Consider the following 16226-nt stretch of genomic DNA (forward strand, 5'->3'; position numbering starts at 1 on the left):
CCTGGGCGGCAACGGCTACGTGGAGGAGTCGGGGATGCCTCGGCTGCTGCGCGAGTCGCCGCTGAACTCGATCTGGGAGGGCTCCGGCAACATCCAGGCGCTGGATGTGCTGAGGGCGTTGCGGCAGGAGCCGATGGCGCTGAACGCGTTCCTGACGGAGGTCGGGCGGGCGCGGGGCGCGGACCACCGGCTCGACCGGGCGATCACCGGGATGCTGACCGAACTGGCCGACCTGGAGGCGATCGAGGCGCGGGCGCGGCGGCTCGTGGAGCGGATGGCCCTGGTGCTGCAGGGGTCCCTGCTGGTGCGGTGGGCGCCGCCGGAGGTGGCGGACGCGTTCTGCGCCTCGCGGCTCGGGGGCGACTGGGGGTCGGCGTTCGGGACGCTGCCGCACACCTTGGATCTGGGGGCGGTGGTGGAGCGGGCGCGGGTGGAGGTCTGAGCCTGCGGGGGTGGATGTCCGGGCCGGCGGGCGTGGATGTCCGGGCCGGCAGGGGTTCGTCCCGCACGAAAGCGGAGGGTGGTGCTGCGCCGACACGGCACCACCCTCCGCTGTACACAGCCTCATGCACCGAGGGAGTGACTTCCAGAGTTGCAAAGGGTTGCAGGATTACCCGAACCGCCCCTCACCGGGAAGCGGTGAGCGGCACGATGGTCACCAAGACTCCGGAATTCTGCAGAACCGATACAGCACCGCGGGTGGCTGGGAGAGACCGATGAAGAACACTCAGCTCGACATGAACCGGCTCGCCACCATGGACGCCGCCCAGGCGACCCGACTGCTGCACCGGGTACGGGAGGAGACCCTGGCGGGCCGGACGCCGCCGATCGCGCCGCGCCCGGTCATCGACGCGTCCTGGCAGCGGATGTTCCGGCTCGGCCTCGATCCCGACCAGGGCACCAGCAGTGTGCTGCTCCAGCGCGACGAGCTGGAGCAGCGGCGCCGTACGACTGTCCTCGGCGAGGTGATGCGGACGCTCAGCACCGGGCTCGCCGGGATCGCCGACGCCTCCATGCAGATCATGGTGGTCACCGACGAACAGGGCCGGGTGCTGTGGCGCGAGGGCAATCTCGCGGTGCTGCGGCAGGCCCACACCATCTGTCTGGAGGAAGGCGCGGCCTGGACCGAACACACCACCGGAACGAACGCGGTGGGGACGGCGCTCGCCATGGGGCGGCCCGTGCAGGTCCACTCGGCCGAGCACTACGTCCACACGCTGCACAACTGGACCTGCGCCGCCGCCCCGGTCCACGACCCGCGGGACCAGCGGCTGTTGGGGATCGTCGATGTGAGCGGTCCGGCCTCCAGCTTCCATCCCGCGACGTTGGCGCTGGTCGGCTCGGTGGCCNNCCGCCCCCCCCCCGGCCCACGCCCCGGGGGACCGGGGCTGTTGGGGATCGTCGATGTGAGCGGTCCGGCCTCCAGCTTCCATCCCGCGACGTTGGCGCTGGTCGGCTCGGTGGCCCGGCTCGCCGAGGCGGAGATGCGCGACCGCCATCTGCGGTCGATCGAACGCCTGCGTTCGGTGGCGGCGCCGATCCTGTGCCGGGTGGGCGGGCGGGCGGTCGCGGTGGACACGCACGGCTGGACGGCGGCGGTGACCGGGATGGCGCCCATGGACCGGGTCGCGCTGCCGAAGTCCTTCCGCGCGGGGCGGGTCTGGCTGCCGTCGTTGGGGATGTGCGCGGTGGAGCCGCTGCCGGGCGGCTGGCTGCTGCGGGTGGAGGAGGAGCGCAGCGCGTTGGACGCGGCCGCGGGTGCGGCGAGCCGGGTGGTGCTCGACCTGAGCCGGCCGCGCCGCTGGTCGGTGGCGGTGTCGGGGGCGGCGGGCAGCTGGACGCAGGAGCTGAGCCCGCGCCACGCCGAACTGCTGTACGTCCTGGCCCTGCACCGTGACGGCCGGACGGCGGCGGAGCTGGCGCAGGACGTGTTCGGCGACCGGACGAGGACGGTGACGGTACGGGCGGAGATGTCACGGGTCCGCCGGACGCTGGCGGGCGTGCTCGCCCACCGCCCGTACCGCTTCAGCGAGGAGGTCGAAGTGGAGATCGTCCGCCCGCCCCACCCGGACGACCTGCTCCCCCACTCGACGGCCCCCGCGGTCCGCGCGGCACGCAGGGGCGCGGCGTAGGGAACGGGCCCGGAGCCGGACGCCGATGGGCCGCTCCCCCGTCGGACCGGGCGCCCGCGCTACGCCGGGATCGTCAGCTCCTCGGCGTAGGGCGGGTTCGCGCCGCGGACCGCGCAGGTGGCCGCGGCGACCCTCGTGCCGAAGGCGACGGCCTCGTGGAGGGTGTCCCAGGTCAGGGTGGAGAGGCGGCCGCCGAGCGCGCCGGCGGTGTGGAGCCGGTGGAGAAGGCCGGCCGTGAAGGCGTCGCCCGCGCCGACGGTGTCGACGACATCGACGGGCGGGGCGGGGACCAGCCGGCGGACGCCGTCGTACGAGACGAGGGCGCCGTCGCCGCCGAGGGTGACGAGGACGAGCGGGACGCCCGCCCGGTGCCAGGTGTCGCAGGCGGCCTCGGGAGGCGTGCCGCGATGGAGGTGGGCCAGGTCGTCCTCGCTGAGGCGGAGGATGTCGGCCAGGGCGCACCAGCGCGGCAGGCGGGCCCGGTACCGCTCGGGTGCCACGAGCAGCGGGCGTACGTTGGGGTCGAGGGAGATCGTGGTGGTGGGCCGCAGTTCGTCGAGGAGCTCCTCGACGGCGGAAGCGCCGGGCTCCCGCACCAGCGCGAGCGAGCCGGTGTGGAGGCAGGCCGCGTCCAGCCGGCTCACCGGGGCGAGCTCCTGTCGGGTCCATTGCCAGTCGGCGGTGGCCTCGGCGTGGAAGGAGTACTCGGCGGCGCCGTCCGGGCCGAGGCCGGCGACGGCCAGGGTGCTGGGCTCGGTGGCGTCGGGGCAGAGGTCGATGCGGACATCGGACTCGGTGAGCCGGCGGCGGAAGAGGCCGCCGAAGACGTCGCCGGAGAGCCGGGCCAGGAAGTGGGTGGGGGTGCCGAGGCGGGCGAGCGCCACAGCGGTGTTCGCGGGCCCGCCGCCGGGCAGCACATCGAGCCGGAGGCCCGGGCCCTCGGCCCCGGTCGGGGCGACGAAGGCGTCGGCGACGCATTCGCCGAGGACGGCCACGGGGCGGCGGGTCGCGGTCATGGGAGAGAACCTTTCAGGTCGTGAGGAGCGAGGTGGTGCCGTGTCGGTCGGGCCGGATCAGGCGTCGGGCGACGCGAGTCCGGCGAGACGGTGAGATCGGTGAGATCGTCGATCTCGGCGGCACCCCCGAGGAGCGAGCGGAGGGTCAGTCGGGGAGGACGGCGGAGCCGAGTGGGGTCAAGGAGGCGCTCTTCAGCCGGAGGTGGCCGCCGGTCGCGGTGAACTCGACGGCGTCGGACTCGCGGTAGCGCGGATAGACCCGGGCGGTGAGGGCCGCGCCGTCGCCGGTGAACACCTCGACCGACGAACGGTCGACGAAGATGTCGAGGGCGAGGGTCGCGTCCGCTCTCGGCTCGACATGGGTGGTGTACGTCGCCCGCGTGCCGTAGCCCGCCGCGCTCGTGTCCAGGGTCAGGGTGCCGGTGGACTTCTCGTACCGCAGCACGGTCGCCTCGGCGGCGGAGGCCTTGAGGCGGAGGGTGACGGTGTCGGCGGTGGTCCCGCCCAGGTCGAGGACCGCCCTGATCCGTGCGGTGTCGCCCCGGCCCAGCCGCCAGCTGCCGTCCACCGTCCGGTCGGTGACCCGGATCGTCCGGCCGTCGGCCAGCGAGTCGGCTGCCGCGAGCGGCCGTTGGCCGAGGCGCCCGTCGGCGGTGAGGAACAGTTCCCGGTGGAGGGACTGGGCGCCGGCCCAACCTCCCACCCGGGTCGGCTCCTTCGCGTTCCAGTCGCTCATCCAGGCGGTCATCACCCGTCGTCCGGCGTCGTCCCGATAGCTCTGGGCCGCGTAGACGTCGCCGCCGCCGTCGAGGACGCCGTGCCGCTCGGCGCTGAAGCGGGCGCCGTCGTACGTGCCGACGGCGTACCGCTGGAGGGACCGGCCCCCCTCGTTGGTGGAGTACAGCAGCACCCACTTGCCGTCGAGCTCGAAGAGGTCGGGGCACTCCCACATGGCGCCGGTCGTGCCGTCGCCCTCGGTCAGGACGCCGGCGTACGACCAGGTGCGCAGGTCGTCGGAGGCGTAGAGCTGCACCTTGCCGCGTCCGCCGTCGCCCGATCCGACGACCATCTTCCAGCGGCCGTCGACCGGGTCACGGAAGAGCTTGGGGTCGCGGAACCCGGCCGACGAGCCGGGCGGGGCCTCGGTGATGACCTCCGTCCCGGGGGCGAAGACGACCCCGTCCGTGCTGGTCGCGACGGCGACCGTCTCGGGCGTGGCGCCGGGGTGCGCGCCCGTGTCGGTGAACTTGGTGTACGCGACGGTGAGGGTGCCGTCGTCGTCAACGGCGCTGCCGCTGAAGATGCCGCTGTTGTCGGTGGGGGTGGCGCGCGGCGGCGGAGTGAGGGCGACAGGCAGGTCGCGCCAGTGGACGGCGTCGGGCCCCTCGGCGTGCGCCCAGTGCATGGGGCCCCACTTGGGGGCGTCGGGGTAGTACTGGCTGAAGAGGTGGTGGCGGCCGCGCCACTGGATCACGCCGTTGGGGTCGTTGATCCAGCCCTGGTAGGGCGTGTAGTGGAACTGGGGCCGCAGTGGGTCCGCCGCGTAGTCCCTGGTCGCGGTGGGCTGGTTGGCCTGGCCGAGCGTACGGAAGGTGAGGCCGTTGTCGTCCCGGACAGCGGCGTCCCCGGTGCGTACGTCGTCGAGGTTGAGGTGACCCCAGCCCCCGGTCTTCCGGTCGACGACTTCGAGGTGGACCGCCTGGCCGCGCCAGGCGGAGGTGTCCCAGACGATCCTGACGTACGCCTCGTCCTCGGGTCCCGTCTGGCGGAGGAGCGCGCGGCCGTCGCTGTCCCTGACGAGGGCGACGTAGAGGCGCTCGGGGTCCCAGCCTCCGCCGACCAGGAAGCTCATCCTCGTGGGGGCGGTGAAGGAGGAGGACCTGAGGGTGCCGGTGGCGTCGTCTCCGGCGGCGGCGTAGCCCCAGAGGTGGTGGCTGCCGCGGTGGTGGAAGGGGCCTCCCCAGTAGGTGTCGGTGGTGGTGACGGCGGTGGGACCGAAGGCGGTGCCCTCGGTGACCGTCCAGCCGGTGAGATCCCCGGTGTCGAAACCGGGGTTGACCGGGCCGGTGGCCTGGGGTCGGGCCGGCGCGGCGTGGGGCTGGGCCGGCGCGGCGTGGGCGCGGTGCGCGGTGACGTTCACGCTGATGGGGGCGGTCGCGGCGACGAGCAGGGCCGCGACGCTGATCAGTTTCGGTGCTTTCCAGCGGCTCATCCGGAAGCCTCCGTTGCCAACTCGTGACGAGTAAGGGGCATTGACGTTGCTCGCGGCGGAGTCCATCATCCTGGCCAGTCGATGTCAACGTTGACATAAGTCAACGATGACAGTCCTGCGTCCTTGAGGAGCCGCGCCATGAAGCGCACCGTCCGCACCGCACTCCCCCTCGTGGCGAGCCTCGCCTCGGCAGCCCTGTTGCTCACCGCCTGCGGTGAGGGAGCGAAGGGTTCCGCCGGCTCCGGCGGCAGCGGCGGCCCGGTGAAGGTCGGGCTGATCACCAAGACCGACACCAACCCGTTCTTCGTGAAGATGAAGGAGGGTGCCGAGGCGGCGGCCAAGAAGTCCGGCGCCGAACTGTCCACGGCGGCAGGCAAGTTCGACGGCGACAACGAAGGCCAGGTCACCGCGATCGAGAACATGGTGGCGGCCGGCGTCAAGGGCATCCTGATCACCCCGAACGACTCCAAGGCGATCGTCCCCGCGATCCAGCAGGCCCGGAAGAAGGGCGTCCTGGTGATCGCGCTGGACAGCCCGACCGACCCCCAGGACGCCGCCGACGCGCTCTTCGCCACCGACAACCTCAAGGCGGGCGAGCTGATCGGCCGGTACGCCAAGGCCGCGACGGCCGGCAAGCCGGCGAAGATCGCCACGCTCGACCTCGCGCCCGGCGTCGCCGTCGGGCAGCTGCGCCACGACGGCTTCCTGAAGGGGTACGGCATCAAGGAGGGCGACCCGGCCCTGGTCTGCTCCCAGGACACCGGAGGCGACCAGGCCAAGGGACAGACGGCCATGGAGAACTGTCTGCAGAAGGCCCCGGACATCAACGTCGTATACACCATCAACGAGCCCGCGGCGCTGGGCGCGTACACGGCGCTCAAGGCGAAGGGCCGGGAGAAGGACGTCCTGATCGTCTCCGTCGACGGCGGCTGCACCGGCACGGAGGCGGTCAAGTCGGGGCGCATCGCGGCCACTTCGCAGCAGTACCCGCTGCTCATGGCCGTCAAGGGCGTCGACGCCGTCGTGGCGTACGCCAAGGGCGGGACCAAGGCGTCCGGCTACGTCGACACGGGCGTGACCCTGATCACCGACACACCGACCTCGGCGGTCCCGGCCAAGGACAGCGCGTACGGCCTGGAGAACTGCTGGGGCTGAGCCCCGACCCCGACCTACCGCCCCTTTCCTCCCTCCCCTCCCCTCCGCTCAAGGAGCTTCGTTGACCGCGACCGCCGCACCCCCGACCGCCACACCACCCACCGCCGCCCGAGCCGCCCGTGCCCGGCTCGGCTTCCTCAGCCATCCCACCGCGGGCCCGCTCGTCGCCCTGCTCGTCGCCTGTCTCTTCTTCTCGTTCCAGAGCGAGCAGTTCCTCTCCGGCGGCAACCTCTCGCTCGTCGTCCAGCAGGTGATGGTCGTCGGCACCCTCGCCCTCGGCCAGACCCTGATCATCCTCACCGCCGGCATCGACCTCTCCTGCGGCGCCGTGATGGCGTTCGGCACGATCGTGATGGCGAAGCTCGCCGCCGAGGGCACCCTCCCGCCCCTCGTCGCGATCGCGGCCGGCATCGGAGTCTGCGCGCTGTTCGGGCTCGCCAACGGCGCCCTCGTCACCTTCGTCAAACTGCCGCCGTTCATCGTGACGCTCGGCATGCTCAACGTCGCCTTCGCTCTCACCCACATCTACTCGGACGAGCAGACCATCACCGAACTCCCGGGCCTGCTCACCGGGTTGGGCGAGACCTTTCCGCTGGGCCGCACCGACATCACGTACGGCTCGGTGCTCACCATCGCGCTCTTCCTCTGCTTCGCCTACCTCCTCGGCCGTACGGCCTGGGGCAAGCACACCTACGCCCTGGGCAACAGCCCCGAGGTCGCCCGGCTCACCGGGATCCGCACGACCCGGCTCCAGCTGGGCATCTACACCCTCGCCGGGGTGATCTACGGCGTCGCCGCCCTGCTGCTCGTCTCGCGCACCGGCGTCGGCGACCCGAAGGCGGGCCAGACCGACAACCTGGACGCCATCACCGCGGTGGTGCTCGGGGGTACGAGCCTGTTCGGCGGCCGCGGCGCGGTCCTCGGCACGCTCGTCGGGGCGCTGATCGTGGGTGTGTTCCGCAACGGGCTGCAGTTGATGGGCGTGGGCTCCATCTACCAGACCCTGATCACCGGCGGCCTGGTGATCCTCGCCGTGACCGTCGACCAGTTCTCCCGTAGGAAGGCCCGCCGATGACCGCGCCGACGAACACCCCCGGGCACGCCCCGACGCACACCCCGGCCACGTCGCCGGCGGGCGCGCCGGCGGAGACGCCGACGACCACCCCCGTCCTCAGGGCCCGCGGCCTGGTGAAGCGGTACGGCCAGGTCACCGCGCTCGACGGCGCCGACTTCGATCTGATGCCCGGCGAGGTGCTCGCCGTCATCGGGGACAACGGCGCGGGCAAGTCCAGTCTGATCAAGGCGCTCACGGGCGCGCTCCAGCCCGACGAGGGCACCATCGAGCTGGACGGGGCGCCCGTCCGGTTCCGGGATCCGGCCGACGCGCGCCGGCACGGCATCGAGACCGTCTACCAGGACCTGGCGGTGGCCGCCTCCCTCGACATCGCCAGCAACATGTTCCTCGGCCGCGAGGTCCGCCGCCGCGGCCCCCTCGGCTCGGTGCTGCGGATGCTCGACAACAAGAGGATGCGCGAGGAGTCCGCCGCGCACATGGCGGACCTGAAGATCGGGCTGCGCTCCCTCACCCAGGCCGTCGAGACGCTCTCCGGCGGCCAGCGGCAGGGCGTCGCGGTGGCGCGCGCGGTCGCGTGGGCCCGGCACGTGGTGGTGATGGACGAGCCGACGGCCGCACTGGGCGTGAAGGAGTCCGGTCAGGTCCTGGACATGATCCGGCGGGTACGGGACCGGGGTCTGCCGGTCGTGCTGATCAGCCACAACATGCCGCACGTCTTCGAGATCGCGGACCGGATCCATGTCCAGCGGCTCGGCCGCCGGGTGGCGCAGATCCGGCCCGCGGACCACTCGATGTCGGACGTGGTGGCGATCATGACCGGGGCTCTGACCGTGGCGCCGGAGGACGGCGGTACGGTCATGACCGACCAACGCTGAAGCGACGACGGAGATGCGGTGACCATGGGGAGCACCCGACGGCCGACCCTGGCCGATGTGGCAGTGCGGGTCGGTGTGACCCCGAAGACGGTGTCGCGGGTGCTCAACGAGGACGGGCCGGTGTCCGAGGCGACGCGGGCGAAGGTGCTCGCGGTCGTCGAGGAGCTGGGGTTCCGCCCCAACCTCATGGCCCGCAACATGCGGGTGGGCGCTCGGGACTCCACCGTGGGCCTGGTCGTGCCGGACATGGGCAACCCCTTCTTCGGTACGGTCGCGAGCGGCGTCGAGGACGTCGTACGGGACCGGGGGCTGACCCTCCTCATGGGGTCGTCGGGCGAGCGCGAGTCGATGGAGCACGCGCTGATCACCACCTTCCTCGCCCGCCGGATCAGCGGGCTGCTGGTCGTCCCGGCGGCCGGGAGCGACCACCGCTTCCTGCGCCGGGAGCGGGAGAGCGGCCTTCCGGTGGTCTTCGTGGACCGGCCGGGGACGGGGCTCGCGGCGGACGCGGTGGTCAGCGCCAACGAGGAGGGCACGCGGACGGGCGTGGCCCATCTGATCGCGCACGGACACCGCCGTATCGCCTTCATCGGGGACCGGCCGGCGACCCTCTACACGCGCAAGACGCGGCAGCGCGGTTACCGGGCGGCGCTGGAGGCGGCGGGGATCGGCCACGACCCTTCGCTGGTGGTCACCGCCCACGACCCGTACGCGGCGGGGGTGGCCGTACGGCGCCTCCTGGCGCTCGCGGACCCGCCGACCGCCGTCTTCGCGGCGAACAACTTCGCCTCGCTCGGGGTCGTGCCGGCGCTGGCCGAGGCGGGGCGGCGCGACGTTGCCCTGGTCGGCTTCGACGACCTGCCACTGGCGGCGGTCCTGGAGCCGGGCCTGACGGTGGTCGCCCAGGACCCGGCCGCGATCGGCCGGGCGGCGGCGGAGCAGATCCTCGCCCGCCTGGGCGGCGACCGCTCGCGCGCGGCGACCCGTACGGTCCCGGTCACCCTGGTCGCACGGGGCAGCGGCGAGCTTCCCCCACCGCCCCGCTGACCGGCCACGGCCGGCCCGCAACCCCACCCGCAACCGCACCCGCACCCGCACGACGATCCTGGCCGCAACCGCGCGACGGTCCCGGCCACAGCCGCGTGCCGGGCCGGACCTGGATCAGGCCGGGGCGGGGCCGGGCCACGACCAAGCCGAGCCACGAGGGCCACGGCTGGGCCCGGCCCGGCTCGGCCCGGCGCATCCGGACAGGTTGTCCGCCATACGGACAGCTGGACGGCCCTGCCACGGGGGCGCCGACCCGCACCGCCCCCCACCTCCACCGGCCCCCTGTAGGAATCGGCGCCTCCGCATGATGCGATGGACGGCATGAGCATCACTCTCACCACCTGGTCCCTCGAACAGACCTCGCCGGGCGATCTGCGCCCCGCCACCCCGCCCACGGGCGACGACATCACGATCGCCCGCGCCGAGGTGCCCTCGCCCGAGTACAGCCGCTTCCTCTATACGGCGGTCGGCGGCGACATCCGCTGGAACGACCGGCTCGCCCTGACGTACAAGCAGTGGCTGGAGATCGTCGAGAAGCCGGGCGCGGAGATCTGGGTGGCGTACGAGAAGGGGACGCCTGCCGGATACGTGGAGCTGGACCCGCAGGACGACGGTGTGGTCGAGATCGTCTACTTCGGGCTGATCCCGGCCTTCCAGGGGCGCCGGATCGGCGGCCATCTGCTGTCGTACGGGGTCCAGCGCGCGTGGGACCTCGCCGAGCGCTGGCCGGACCGGGAGCCGACGCGGCGCGTGTGGCTGCACACCTGCTCGCTGGACGGGCCGCACGCCATGGACAACTACCTCCGGCGCGGCTTCAAGCTCTTCGACACCAAGGTGGAAGAGGTCGAGGAGAGCGAGGCCCCCGGCCCCTGGCCCGGCGCCCACGCCTGAGGAATAGCCCGACTTTGAAGTGACCCACGACACACCGTCTCGCGATGCGGGACGGCTGTGTCCACATCTTGGACGAAGCTGGACTGGGTCCAAAGTCCCGTGACACGCTTCCGTCATGTCTGGAACTGGAATTGCCTTGGTGAGTCGGCGGCACGTCGACCTCGGCCGCATGTCCAGCGCCATCTGTCCGGCGCGCTGAGAGAACCAGCACCGCCGCGATTCCACTTCTGCCCGACCCTGCTGCGCACCGTCGCGCCATCCCCTGACCCGAGTACGAGTGTGCTGGTCAGAGCCGCCCTCCCGCAGTCCCGAAGGACAAAAAGCCATGGCCGCCACCCCGGAAAACCCCGCACCCGCAACGCCCCGCCGCAAGGTGAGCCGTCACCGTGGCGAGGGTCAGTGGGCCGTGGGGCACTTCACCCCGCTGAACGGCAATGAGCAGTTCAAGAAGGACGACGACGGTCTCAATGTGCGGACACGCATTGAGACGATCTACTCCAAGCGCGGATTCGACTCGATCGACCCCAACGACCTGCGGGGCCGCATGCGCTGGTGGGGCCTCTACACCCAGCGCAAGGAAGGCCTCGACGGCACCAAGACCGGTGTCCTGGAGCCGGAGGAGCTGGACGCCGAGTACTTCATGCTCCGGGTCCGCATCGACGGCGGCCGGCTGACGACCGAACAGCTCCGGGTCATCGGCGAGATCTCGCAGGAGTTCGCGCGCGGCACCGCCGACATCACGGACCGGCAGAACGTCCAGTACCACTGGATCCGCATCGAGGACGTCCCGGAGATCTGGAACCGCCTGGAGGCGGTCGGTCTGTCCACCACCGAGGCCTGCGGCGACACCCCGCGTGTCATCCTCGGCTCGCCGGTGGCCGGGATTGCCGAGGACGAGATCATCGACGGCACCCCCGCCATCGACGAGATCTCCCGCCGGATCGTGGGCAACAAGGACTTCTCCAACCTGCCCCGCAAGTTCAAGTCCGCCGTCTCCGGCTCGCCGCTGCTCGACGTGGCGCACGAGATCAACGACATCGCCTTCGTCGGCGTCCGCCACCCGGAGCACGGCCCCGGCTTCGACGTCTGGGTCGGCGGCGGCCTGTCCACCAACCCCAAGCTGGGTGTGCGCCTGGGCACGTGGGTCTCCCTCGACGAGGTCCCGGACGTCTACGAGGGCGTCATCTCGATCTTCCGCGACTACGGCTACCGCCGGCTGCGCAACCGCGCCCGTCTGAAGTTCCTCGTCGCCGACTGGGGGCCGGAGAAGTTCCGCCAGGTCCTGGAGGACGAGTACCTCGGGCGCAAGCTCACCGACGGCCCCGCCCCGGCCCAGCCCGCCGGCCAGTGGCGCGACCACGTCGGCGTCCACAAGCAGAAGGACGGTCGGTTCTACGTCGGGTTCGCGCCGCGCGTCGGCCGGGTCGACGGCGCCACGCTGACGAAGATCGCCGAGATCGCCGAGGCGCACGGTTCGGGCCGGCTCCGCACCACCGCCGAGCAGAAGATGATCGTCCTCGACATCGAGGAGGCGCAGGTCGAGTCGATCGTCTCCGCCCTGGAGGCGCTGGACCTGCGGGTCACCCCCTCGCCCTTCCGGCGCGGCACGATGGCCTGCACCGGCATCGAGTTCTGCAAGCTGGCGATCGTCGAGACCAAGGCGCGCGGTGCGTCGCTCATCGACGAACTCGAACGCCGCATCCCCGACTTCGACGAGCCGATCACCATCAACATCAACGGCTGCCCCAACGCCTGCGCCCGCATCCAGGTGGCGGACATCGGTCTCAAGGGCCAGCTGGTCCTGGACGACGACGGCAACCGTGTCGAGGGCTACCAGGTCCACCTGGGCGGCGCGCTCGGTCTGGAGGCGGGCTTCGGCCGCAAGGTCCGTGGCCTGAAGGTCACCGCCGCCGAGCTGCCGGACTACGTCGAGCGGGTCCTCACGCGCTTCCAGGAGCAGCGCGAGGACGGCGAGCGCTTCGCCACCTGGGCGGCGCGCGCGTCCGAGGACGCCCTCTCATGAGCGAGCGTGCGGCGCCCTTCTACTGCCCGTACTGCGGCGACGAGGACCTGCGTCCGAACGAGCAGGGTCACGGCGCCTGGGAATGCCGGGCATGCGGTCGAGCCTTCCAGCTGAAGTTCCTGGGGCTCCTCGCCCCGGAACCTCAGGGCTCTCAGAGCAACTCCGCTGGAGGGGAAGAGATATGACGACGACTCAGGTCATCACCGGGTCCACCGACCTCAAGGCGCTGGCCGAGCGGGCCGGGCGTGAGCTGGAGGACGCCTCCGCGCTGGAGATCCTCCGGTGGGCGGCCGACACCTTCGGCAAGCAGTTCTGCGTCACCTCCTCCATGGAGGACGCGGTGGTCGCTCACCTCGCGTCGCGTGCCATGCCGGGTGTGGACGTCGTCTTCCTCGACACCGGCTACCACTTCCCGGAGACGATCGGCACCCGTGACGCGGTCGAGGCGGTGATGGACGTCAACGTCATCACCCTGACCCCGCGTCAGACGGTCGCCGAGCAGGACGCCGAATACGGGCCGAAGCTGCACGACCGCGACCCCGACCTGTGCTGCGCGCTGCGGAAGGTCAAGCCGCTGGAAGAGGGCCTGACCGCCTACCGCGCGTGGGCGACCGGCCTGCGCCGCGACGAGTCCCCGACCCGGGCGAACACCCCGGTCGTCGGCTGGGACGAGAAGCGGCAGAAGGTCAAGATCTCCCCCATCGCCCGCTGGACGCAGGACGACGTCGACGCGTACGTCGCCGAGCACGGCGTCCTCACCAACCCGCTGCTGATGGACGGTTACGCCTCCGTCGGCTGCGCGCCCTGCACCCGACGGGTCGCGGAGGGCGAGGACGCCCGCGCCGGCCGCTGGGCGGGACGCGCCAAGACCGAGTGCGGACTGCACGGCTGATGACCACCACCGAGACTTCCCAGGAGAACCACGTGACCGGTGCCACCATCTGGCTCACGGGCCTGCCGAGCGCCGGCAAGACCACCATCGCCTACGAGCTGGCCGGCCGCCTGCGCGGCGAGGGCCACCGCGTCGAGGTGCTCGACGGCGACGAGATCCGTGAGTTCCTCTCCGCGGGCCTCGGCTTCACCCGCGAGGACCGGCACACCAACGTGCAGCGGATCGGCTTCGTCGCCGAGCTGCTCGCCTCCAACGGTGTGAAGGTCCTGGTCCCGGTCATCGCTCCGTACGAGGACAGCCGCGAGGCGGTCCGCAAGCGCCACCAGTCCGAGGGCACCCCCTATGTCGAGGTGCATGTCGCCACTCCGGTGGACGTGTGCTCCGTACGCGATGTGAAGGGGCTGTACGCCAAGCAGGCCGCGGGCGAGATCAGCGGTCTGACCGGGGTCGACGACCCGTACGACGAGCCGCGGAACCCCGATCTGCGGATCCAGTCCCAGAACCAGACCGTGCAGGAGTCGGCAGCACAGCTCCACGCGCTGCTCACCGAGAGGGGTCTCTCATGACGACCGCCGTAACCATCGACGAGGCGACCGACAGCCCGTTCGCGCTGTCGCACCTGGACTCCCTGGAGTCCGAGGCCGTCCACATCTTCCGTGAGGTGGCGGGCGAGTTCGAGCGACCGGTGATCCTCTTCTCCGGCGGCAAGGACTCCATCGTCATGCTGCACCTCGCGCTCAAGGCGTTCGCGCCCGCGCCGGTGCCGTTCACGCTGCTGCACGTCGACACCGGACACAACTTCCCCGAGGTCATCGAGTACCGCGACCGCGTGGTCGAGCAGCACGGTCTGCGGCTCCATGTCGCCTCCGTGCAGGAGTACATCGACGCCGGGAAGCTGCGCGAGCGTCCCGACGGGACGCGCAACCCGCTGCAGACGGTGCCGCTGACCGAGGCGATCCAGCAGCACCGTTTCGACGCGGTGTTCGGCGGCGGCCGGCGCGACGAGGAGAAGGCCCGCGCCAAGGAGCGGGTGTTCTCGCTGCGGGACGAGTTCTCCCAGTGGGACCCGCGGCGGCAGCGCCCGGAGCTGTGGCAGCTCTACAACGGCCGCCACGCCCCCGGCGAGCACGTCCGGGTCTTCCCGCTCTCCAACTGGACCGAGCTCGACGTCTGGCAGTACATCCAGCGGGAGAAGATCGAACTTCCGGAGATCTACTTCGCCCACGAGCGCGAGGTGTTCGCCCGCAACGGCATGTGGCTGACGGCCGGCGAGTGGGGCGGCCCCAAGGAGACCGAGACGGTCCAGACGCGGCTGATCCGCTACCGCACCGTCGGTGACATGTCCTGCACGGGCGCCGTCGACTCCGACGCCACCACGCTGGACGCCGTCATCGCCGAGATCGCCGCCTCCCGCCTCACCGAGCGGGGCGCCACCCGCGCCGACGACAAGATGTCCGAGGCCGCGATGGAAGACCGCAAGCGTGAAGGGTACTTCTAGCCATGACGAGCACGAGCACACCTGAGCAGTTCGCCGACGTCGCGGCGACCACCCTGCTGCGCTTCGCCACCGCCGGGTCCGTCGACGACGGCAAGTCCACCCTGGTGGGCCGGCTCCTGCACGACTCCAAGTCGGTCCTCACCGACCAGCTGGAGGCCGTGGAGGCGGCGTCCCTCAAGCGCGGTCAGGAGGCGCCGGACCTGGCGCTGCTGACCGACGGCCTGCGGGCCGAGCGCGAGCAGGGCATCACCATCGACGTGGCCTACCGCTACTTCGCCACGCCGCGCCGCCGTTTCATCCTGGCCGACACCCCGGGGCACGTGCAGTACACCCGGAACATGGTGACCGGCGCCTCGACCGCCGAGCTGGCCGTGGTGCTGGTCGACGCCCGCAACGGTGTCGTCGAGCAGACCCGCCGGCACGCCGCCGTCGCCGCGCTGCTGCGCGTGCCGCACGTCGTCCTGGCCGTGAACAAGATGGACCTCGTCGACTACGCGGAGCCCGTCTTCGCGGCGATCGCCGAGGAGTTCACGACGTACGCCTCCGAGCTGGGCGTCCCGGAGATCACCGCGATCCCGATCTCGGCGCTGGCCGGTGACAACGTCGTGGAGCCGTCCGCCAACATGGACTGGTACGGCGGCCCCACCGTCCTGGAGCACCTGGAGACCGTCCCGGTCAGCCACGACCTGACGGCCTGCCACGCCCGCTTCCCGGTGCAGTACGTGATCCGCCCGCAGACCGCCGAGCACCCCGACTACCGGGGTTACGCCGGCCAGATCGCGGCCGGTGCCTTCCGGGTCGGCGAGCAGATCACCGTCCTGCCCTCGGGGCGCACCTCCACGATCACGGCGATCGACGCCCTGGGCGAGTCGGTGGACATCGCGTGGGCCCCGCAGTCGGTCACGATCCGGCTCGCCGACGACATCGACATCTCGCGCGGCGACCTGCTCGCCCCGAGCGGTGACGCCCCGGCGACCAGCCAGGACATCGAGGCGACGGTCTGCCACGTGGCGGACCAGCCGCTGACCGTCGGCCAGCGGGTGCTCCTCAAGCACACCACCCGTACGGTCAAGGCGATCGTCAAGGAGATCCCGTCCCGGCTGACCCTGGACGACCTCTCCCAGCACCCCGAGCCGGGACAGCTGGTCGCCAACGACATCGGTCAGGTGAAGGTCCGTACCGCCGAGCCGCTCGCGCTCGACGCCTACGCGGATTCGCGTCGTACGGGCTCGTTCCTGCTCATCGACCCCGCGGACGGCACCACGCTCGCCGCCGGCATGGCCGGTGAGTCCTTCGCCACCGCCAAGGCCGTGGCCGTCGCGGACCCCGCCGACGACGAGGGCTGGGACTTCTGACATGACGATCAACGCTTTCGCCACCTTCGCCAAGGAGGGCGGCCGCGTGGGCTCC

16 protein-coding genes are annotated in these 16226 nt (G+C 71.7%); 14 read left to right on the forward strand and 2 right to left on the reverse strand.

The window, feature by feature from the left end:
* On the forward strand, positions 1-442 hold a 442-nt coding region (locus tag J7E93_RS30065; RefSeq protein ID WP_285440973.1), incomplete at its 5' end, for an acyl-CoA dehydrogenase family protein.
* Positions 443-716: 274 nt separating this feature from the next.
* The gene (locus J7E93_RS37535) at positions 717-2132 is read left to right on the forward strand and encodes a helix-turn-helix domain-containing protein (protein WP_251067295.1); all 1416 of its coding nucleotides are present in this window, start codon (positions 717-719) and stop codon (positions 2130-2132) included.
* Positions 2133-2191: 59 nt separating this feature from the next.
* Here the strand turns inward: J7E93_RS37535 and J7E93_RS30080 are convergent, their stop codons facing one another.
* Together J7E93_RS30080 and J7E93_RS30085 are read right to left on the reverse strand one after the other, a co-directional pair.
* The gene (locus tag J7E93_RS30080) at positions 2192-3148 is read right to left on the reverse strand and encodes a carbohydrate kinase (RefSeq protein WP_215073169.1); all 957 of its coding nucleotides are present in this window, start codon (positions 3146-3148) and stop codon (positions 2192-2194) included.
* A 145-nt stretch (positions 3149-3293) separates the two neighbouring features.
* Positions 3294-5360, reverse strand: coding sequence for a GH32 C-terminal domain-containing protein (locus tag J7E93_RS30085; RefSeq protein ID WP_215073170.1), 2067 nt, complete (start codon positions 5358-5360; stop codon positions 3294-3296).
* Positions 5361-5498: 138 nt separating this feature from the next.
* On the opposite strand from J7E93_RS30085, the gene J7E93_RS30090 reads away from it, so the two are divergent.
* The 12 genes from J7E93_RS30090 to J7E93_RS30140 all read left to right on the forward strand — a co-directional run bounded on the left by J7E93_RS30090 (position 5499) and on the right by J7E93_RS30140 (position 16171).
* Positions 5499-6515 carry a sugar ABC transporter substrate-binding protein gene (locus tag J7E93_RS30090; protein ID WP_215073171.1) on the forward strand — a complete coding sequence of 339 codons (1017 nt, stop codon included), beginning with the start codon at positions 5499-5501 and terminating at the stop codon, positions 6513-6515.
* A 61-nt stretch (positions 6516-6576) separates the two neighbouring features.
* Positions 6577-7590: an ABC transporter permease gene (locus tag J7E93_RS30095; protein ID WP_215073172.1), complete on the forward strand. Its 1014-nt coding sequence runs from the start codon at positions 6577-6579 to the stop codon at positions 7588-7590.
* Positions 7587-8465: an ATP-binding cassette domain-containing protein gene (locus tag J7E93_RS30100; protein WP_215073173.1), complete on the forward strand. Its 879-nt coding sequence runs from the start codon at positions 7587-7589 to the stop codon at positions 8463-8465. The genes J7E93_RS30095 and J7E93_RS30100 overlap by 4 nt, the downstream gene beginning before the upstream one ends.
* A 24-nt stretch (positions 8466-8489) precedes the next feature.
* Positions 8490-9512, forward strand: a complete 1023-nt coding sequence (locus J7E93_RS30105) for a LacI family DNA-binding transcriptional regulator (protein ID WP_215073174.1) — start codon at positions 8490-8492, stop codon at positions 9510-9512.
* 321 nt (positions 9513-9833) lie between these two features.
* Positions 9834-10403, forward strand: coding sequence for a GNAT family N-acetyltransferase (locus J7E93_RS30110; RefSeq protein ID WP_215073175.1), 570 nt, complete (start codon positions 9834-9836; stop codon positions 10401-10403).
* 115 nt (positions 10404-10518) lie between these two features.
* Positions 10519-10602, forward strand: a complete 84-nt coding sequence (locus tag J7E93_RS38440; RefSeq protein ID WP_310591794.1) for a putative leader peptide — start codon at positions 10519-10521, stop codon at positions 10600-10602.
* Positions 10603-10728: 126 nt separating this feature from the next.
* Entirely contained in the window at positions 10729-12426 is a 1698-nt protein-coding gene (locus J7E93_RS30115; RefSeq protein ID WP_215073176.1) for a nitrite/sulfite reductase, read from the forward strand.
* Positions 12423-12611: a hypothetical protein gene (locus J7E93_RS30120; protein WP_215073177.1), complete on the forward strand. Its 189-nt coding sequence runs from the start codon at positions 12423-12425 to the stop codon at positions 12609-12611. The genes J7E93_RS30115 and J7E93_RS30120 overlap by 4 nt, the downstream gene beginning before the upstream one ends.
* Positions 12608-13318 carry a phosphoadenylyl-sulfate reductase gene (locus J7E93_RS30125; protein ID WP_215073178.1) on the forward strand — a complete coding sequence of 237 codons (711 nt, stop codon included), beginning with the start codon at positions 12608-12610 and terminating at the stop codon, positions 13316-13318. The genes J7E93_RS30120 and J7E93_RS30125 overlap by 4 nt, the downstream gene beginning before the upstream one ends.
* Complete coding sequence (cysC, locus tag J7E93_RS30130) at positions 13318-13884, forward strand: adenylyl-sulfate kinase (RefSeq protein WP_215073179.1); 567 nt, start codon at positions 13318-13320, stop codon at positions 13882-13884. The genes J7E93_RS30125 and cysC overlap by 1 nt, the downstream gene beginning before the upstream one ends.
* Positions 13881-14816 (forward strand): sulfate adenylyltransferase subunit CysD, encoded by a 936-nt coding sequence (cysD, locus tag J7E93_RS30135; protein WP_215073180.1) that lies wholly within the window; start codon positions 13881-13883, stop codon positions 14814-14816. The genes cysC and cysD overlap by 4 nt, the downstream gene beginning before the upstream one ends.
* 2 nt (positions 14817-14818) lie before the next feature.
* On the forward strand, positions 14819-16171 hold the full coding sequence (locus J7E93_RS30140; RefSeq protein WP_215073181.1) for a sulfate adenylyltransferase subunit 1: 1353 nt from the start codon (positions 14819-14821) through the stop codon (positions 16169-16171).
* Positions 16172-16226 lie beyond the last annotated feature (55 nt).

Source organism: Streptomyces sp. ISL-36 (assembly GCF_018614205.1).
Taxonomy (GTDB): Bacteria; Actinomycetota; Actinomycetes; order Streptomycetales; family Streptomycetaceae; genus Streptomyces.

Coding starts and splice junctions, on each gene's coding strand:
- J7E93_RS30080 (WP_215073169.1), bottom strand. CDS start 3,148: ATGACCGCGACCCGCCGCCCCGTGGCCGTCCTCGGCGAATGCGTCGCC.
- J7E93_RS30085 (WP_215073170.1), bottom strand. CDS start 5,360: ATGAGCCGCTGGAAAGCACCGAAACTGATCAGCGTCGCGGCCCTGCTC.
- J7E93_RS30090 (WP_215073171.1), top strand. CDS start 5,499: ATGAAGCGCACCGTCCGCACCGCACTCCCCCTCGTGGCGAGCCTCGCC.
- J7E93_RS30100 (WP_215073173.1), top strand. CDS start 7,587: ATGACCGCGCCGACGAACACCCCCGGGCACGCCCCGACGCACACCCCG.
- J7E93_RS30105 (WP_215073174.1), top strand. CDS start 8,490: ATGGGGAGCACCCGACGGCCGACCCTGGCCGATGTGGCAGTGCGGGTC.
- J7E93_RS30110 (WP_215073175.1), top strand. CDS start 9,834: ATGAGCATCACTCTCACCACCTGGTCCCTCGAACAGACCTCGCCGGGC.
- J7E93_RS38440 (WP_310591794.1), top strand. CDS start 10,519: ATGTCTGGAACTGGAATTGCCTTGGTGAGTCGGCGGCACGTCGACCTC.
- J7E93_RS30115 (WP_215073176.1), top strand. CDS start 10,729: ATGGCCGCCACCCCGGAAAACCCCGCACCCGCAACGCCCCGCCGCAAG.
- J7E93_RS30120 (WP_215073177.1), top strand. CDS start 12,423: ATGAGCGAGCGTGCGGCGCCCTTCTACTGCCCGTACTGCGGCGACGAG.
- J7E93_RS30125 (WP_215073178.1), top strand. CDS start 12,608: ATGACGACGACTCAGGTCATCACCGGGTCCACCGACCTCAAGGCGCTG.
- cysC (WP_215073179.1), top strand. CDS start 13,318: ATGACCACCACCGAGACTTCCCAGGAGAACCACGTGACCGGTGCCACC.
- cysD (WP_215073180.1), top strand. CDS start 13,881: ATGACGACCGCCGTAACCATCGACGAGGCGACCGACAGCCCGTTCGCG.
- J7E93_RS30140 (WP_215073181.1), top strand. CDS start 14,819: ATGACGAGCACGAGCACACCTGAGCAGTTCGCCGACGTCGCGGCGACC.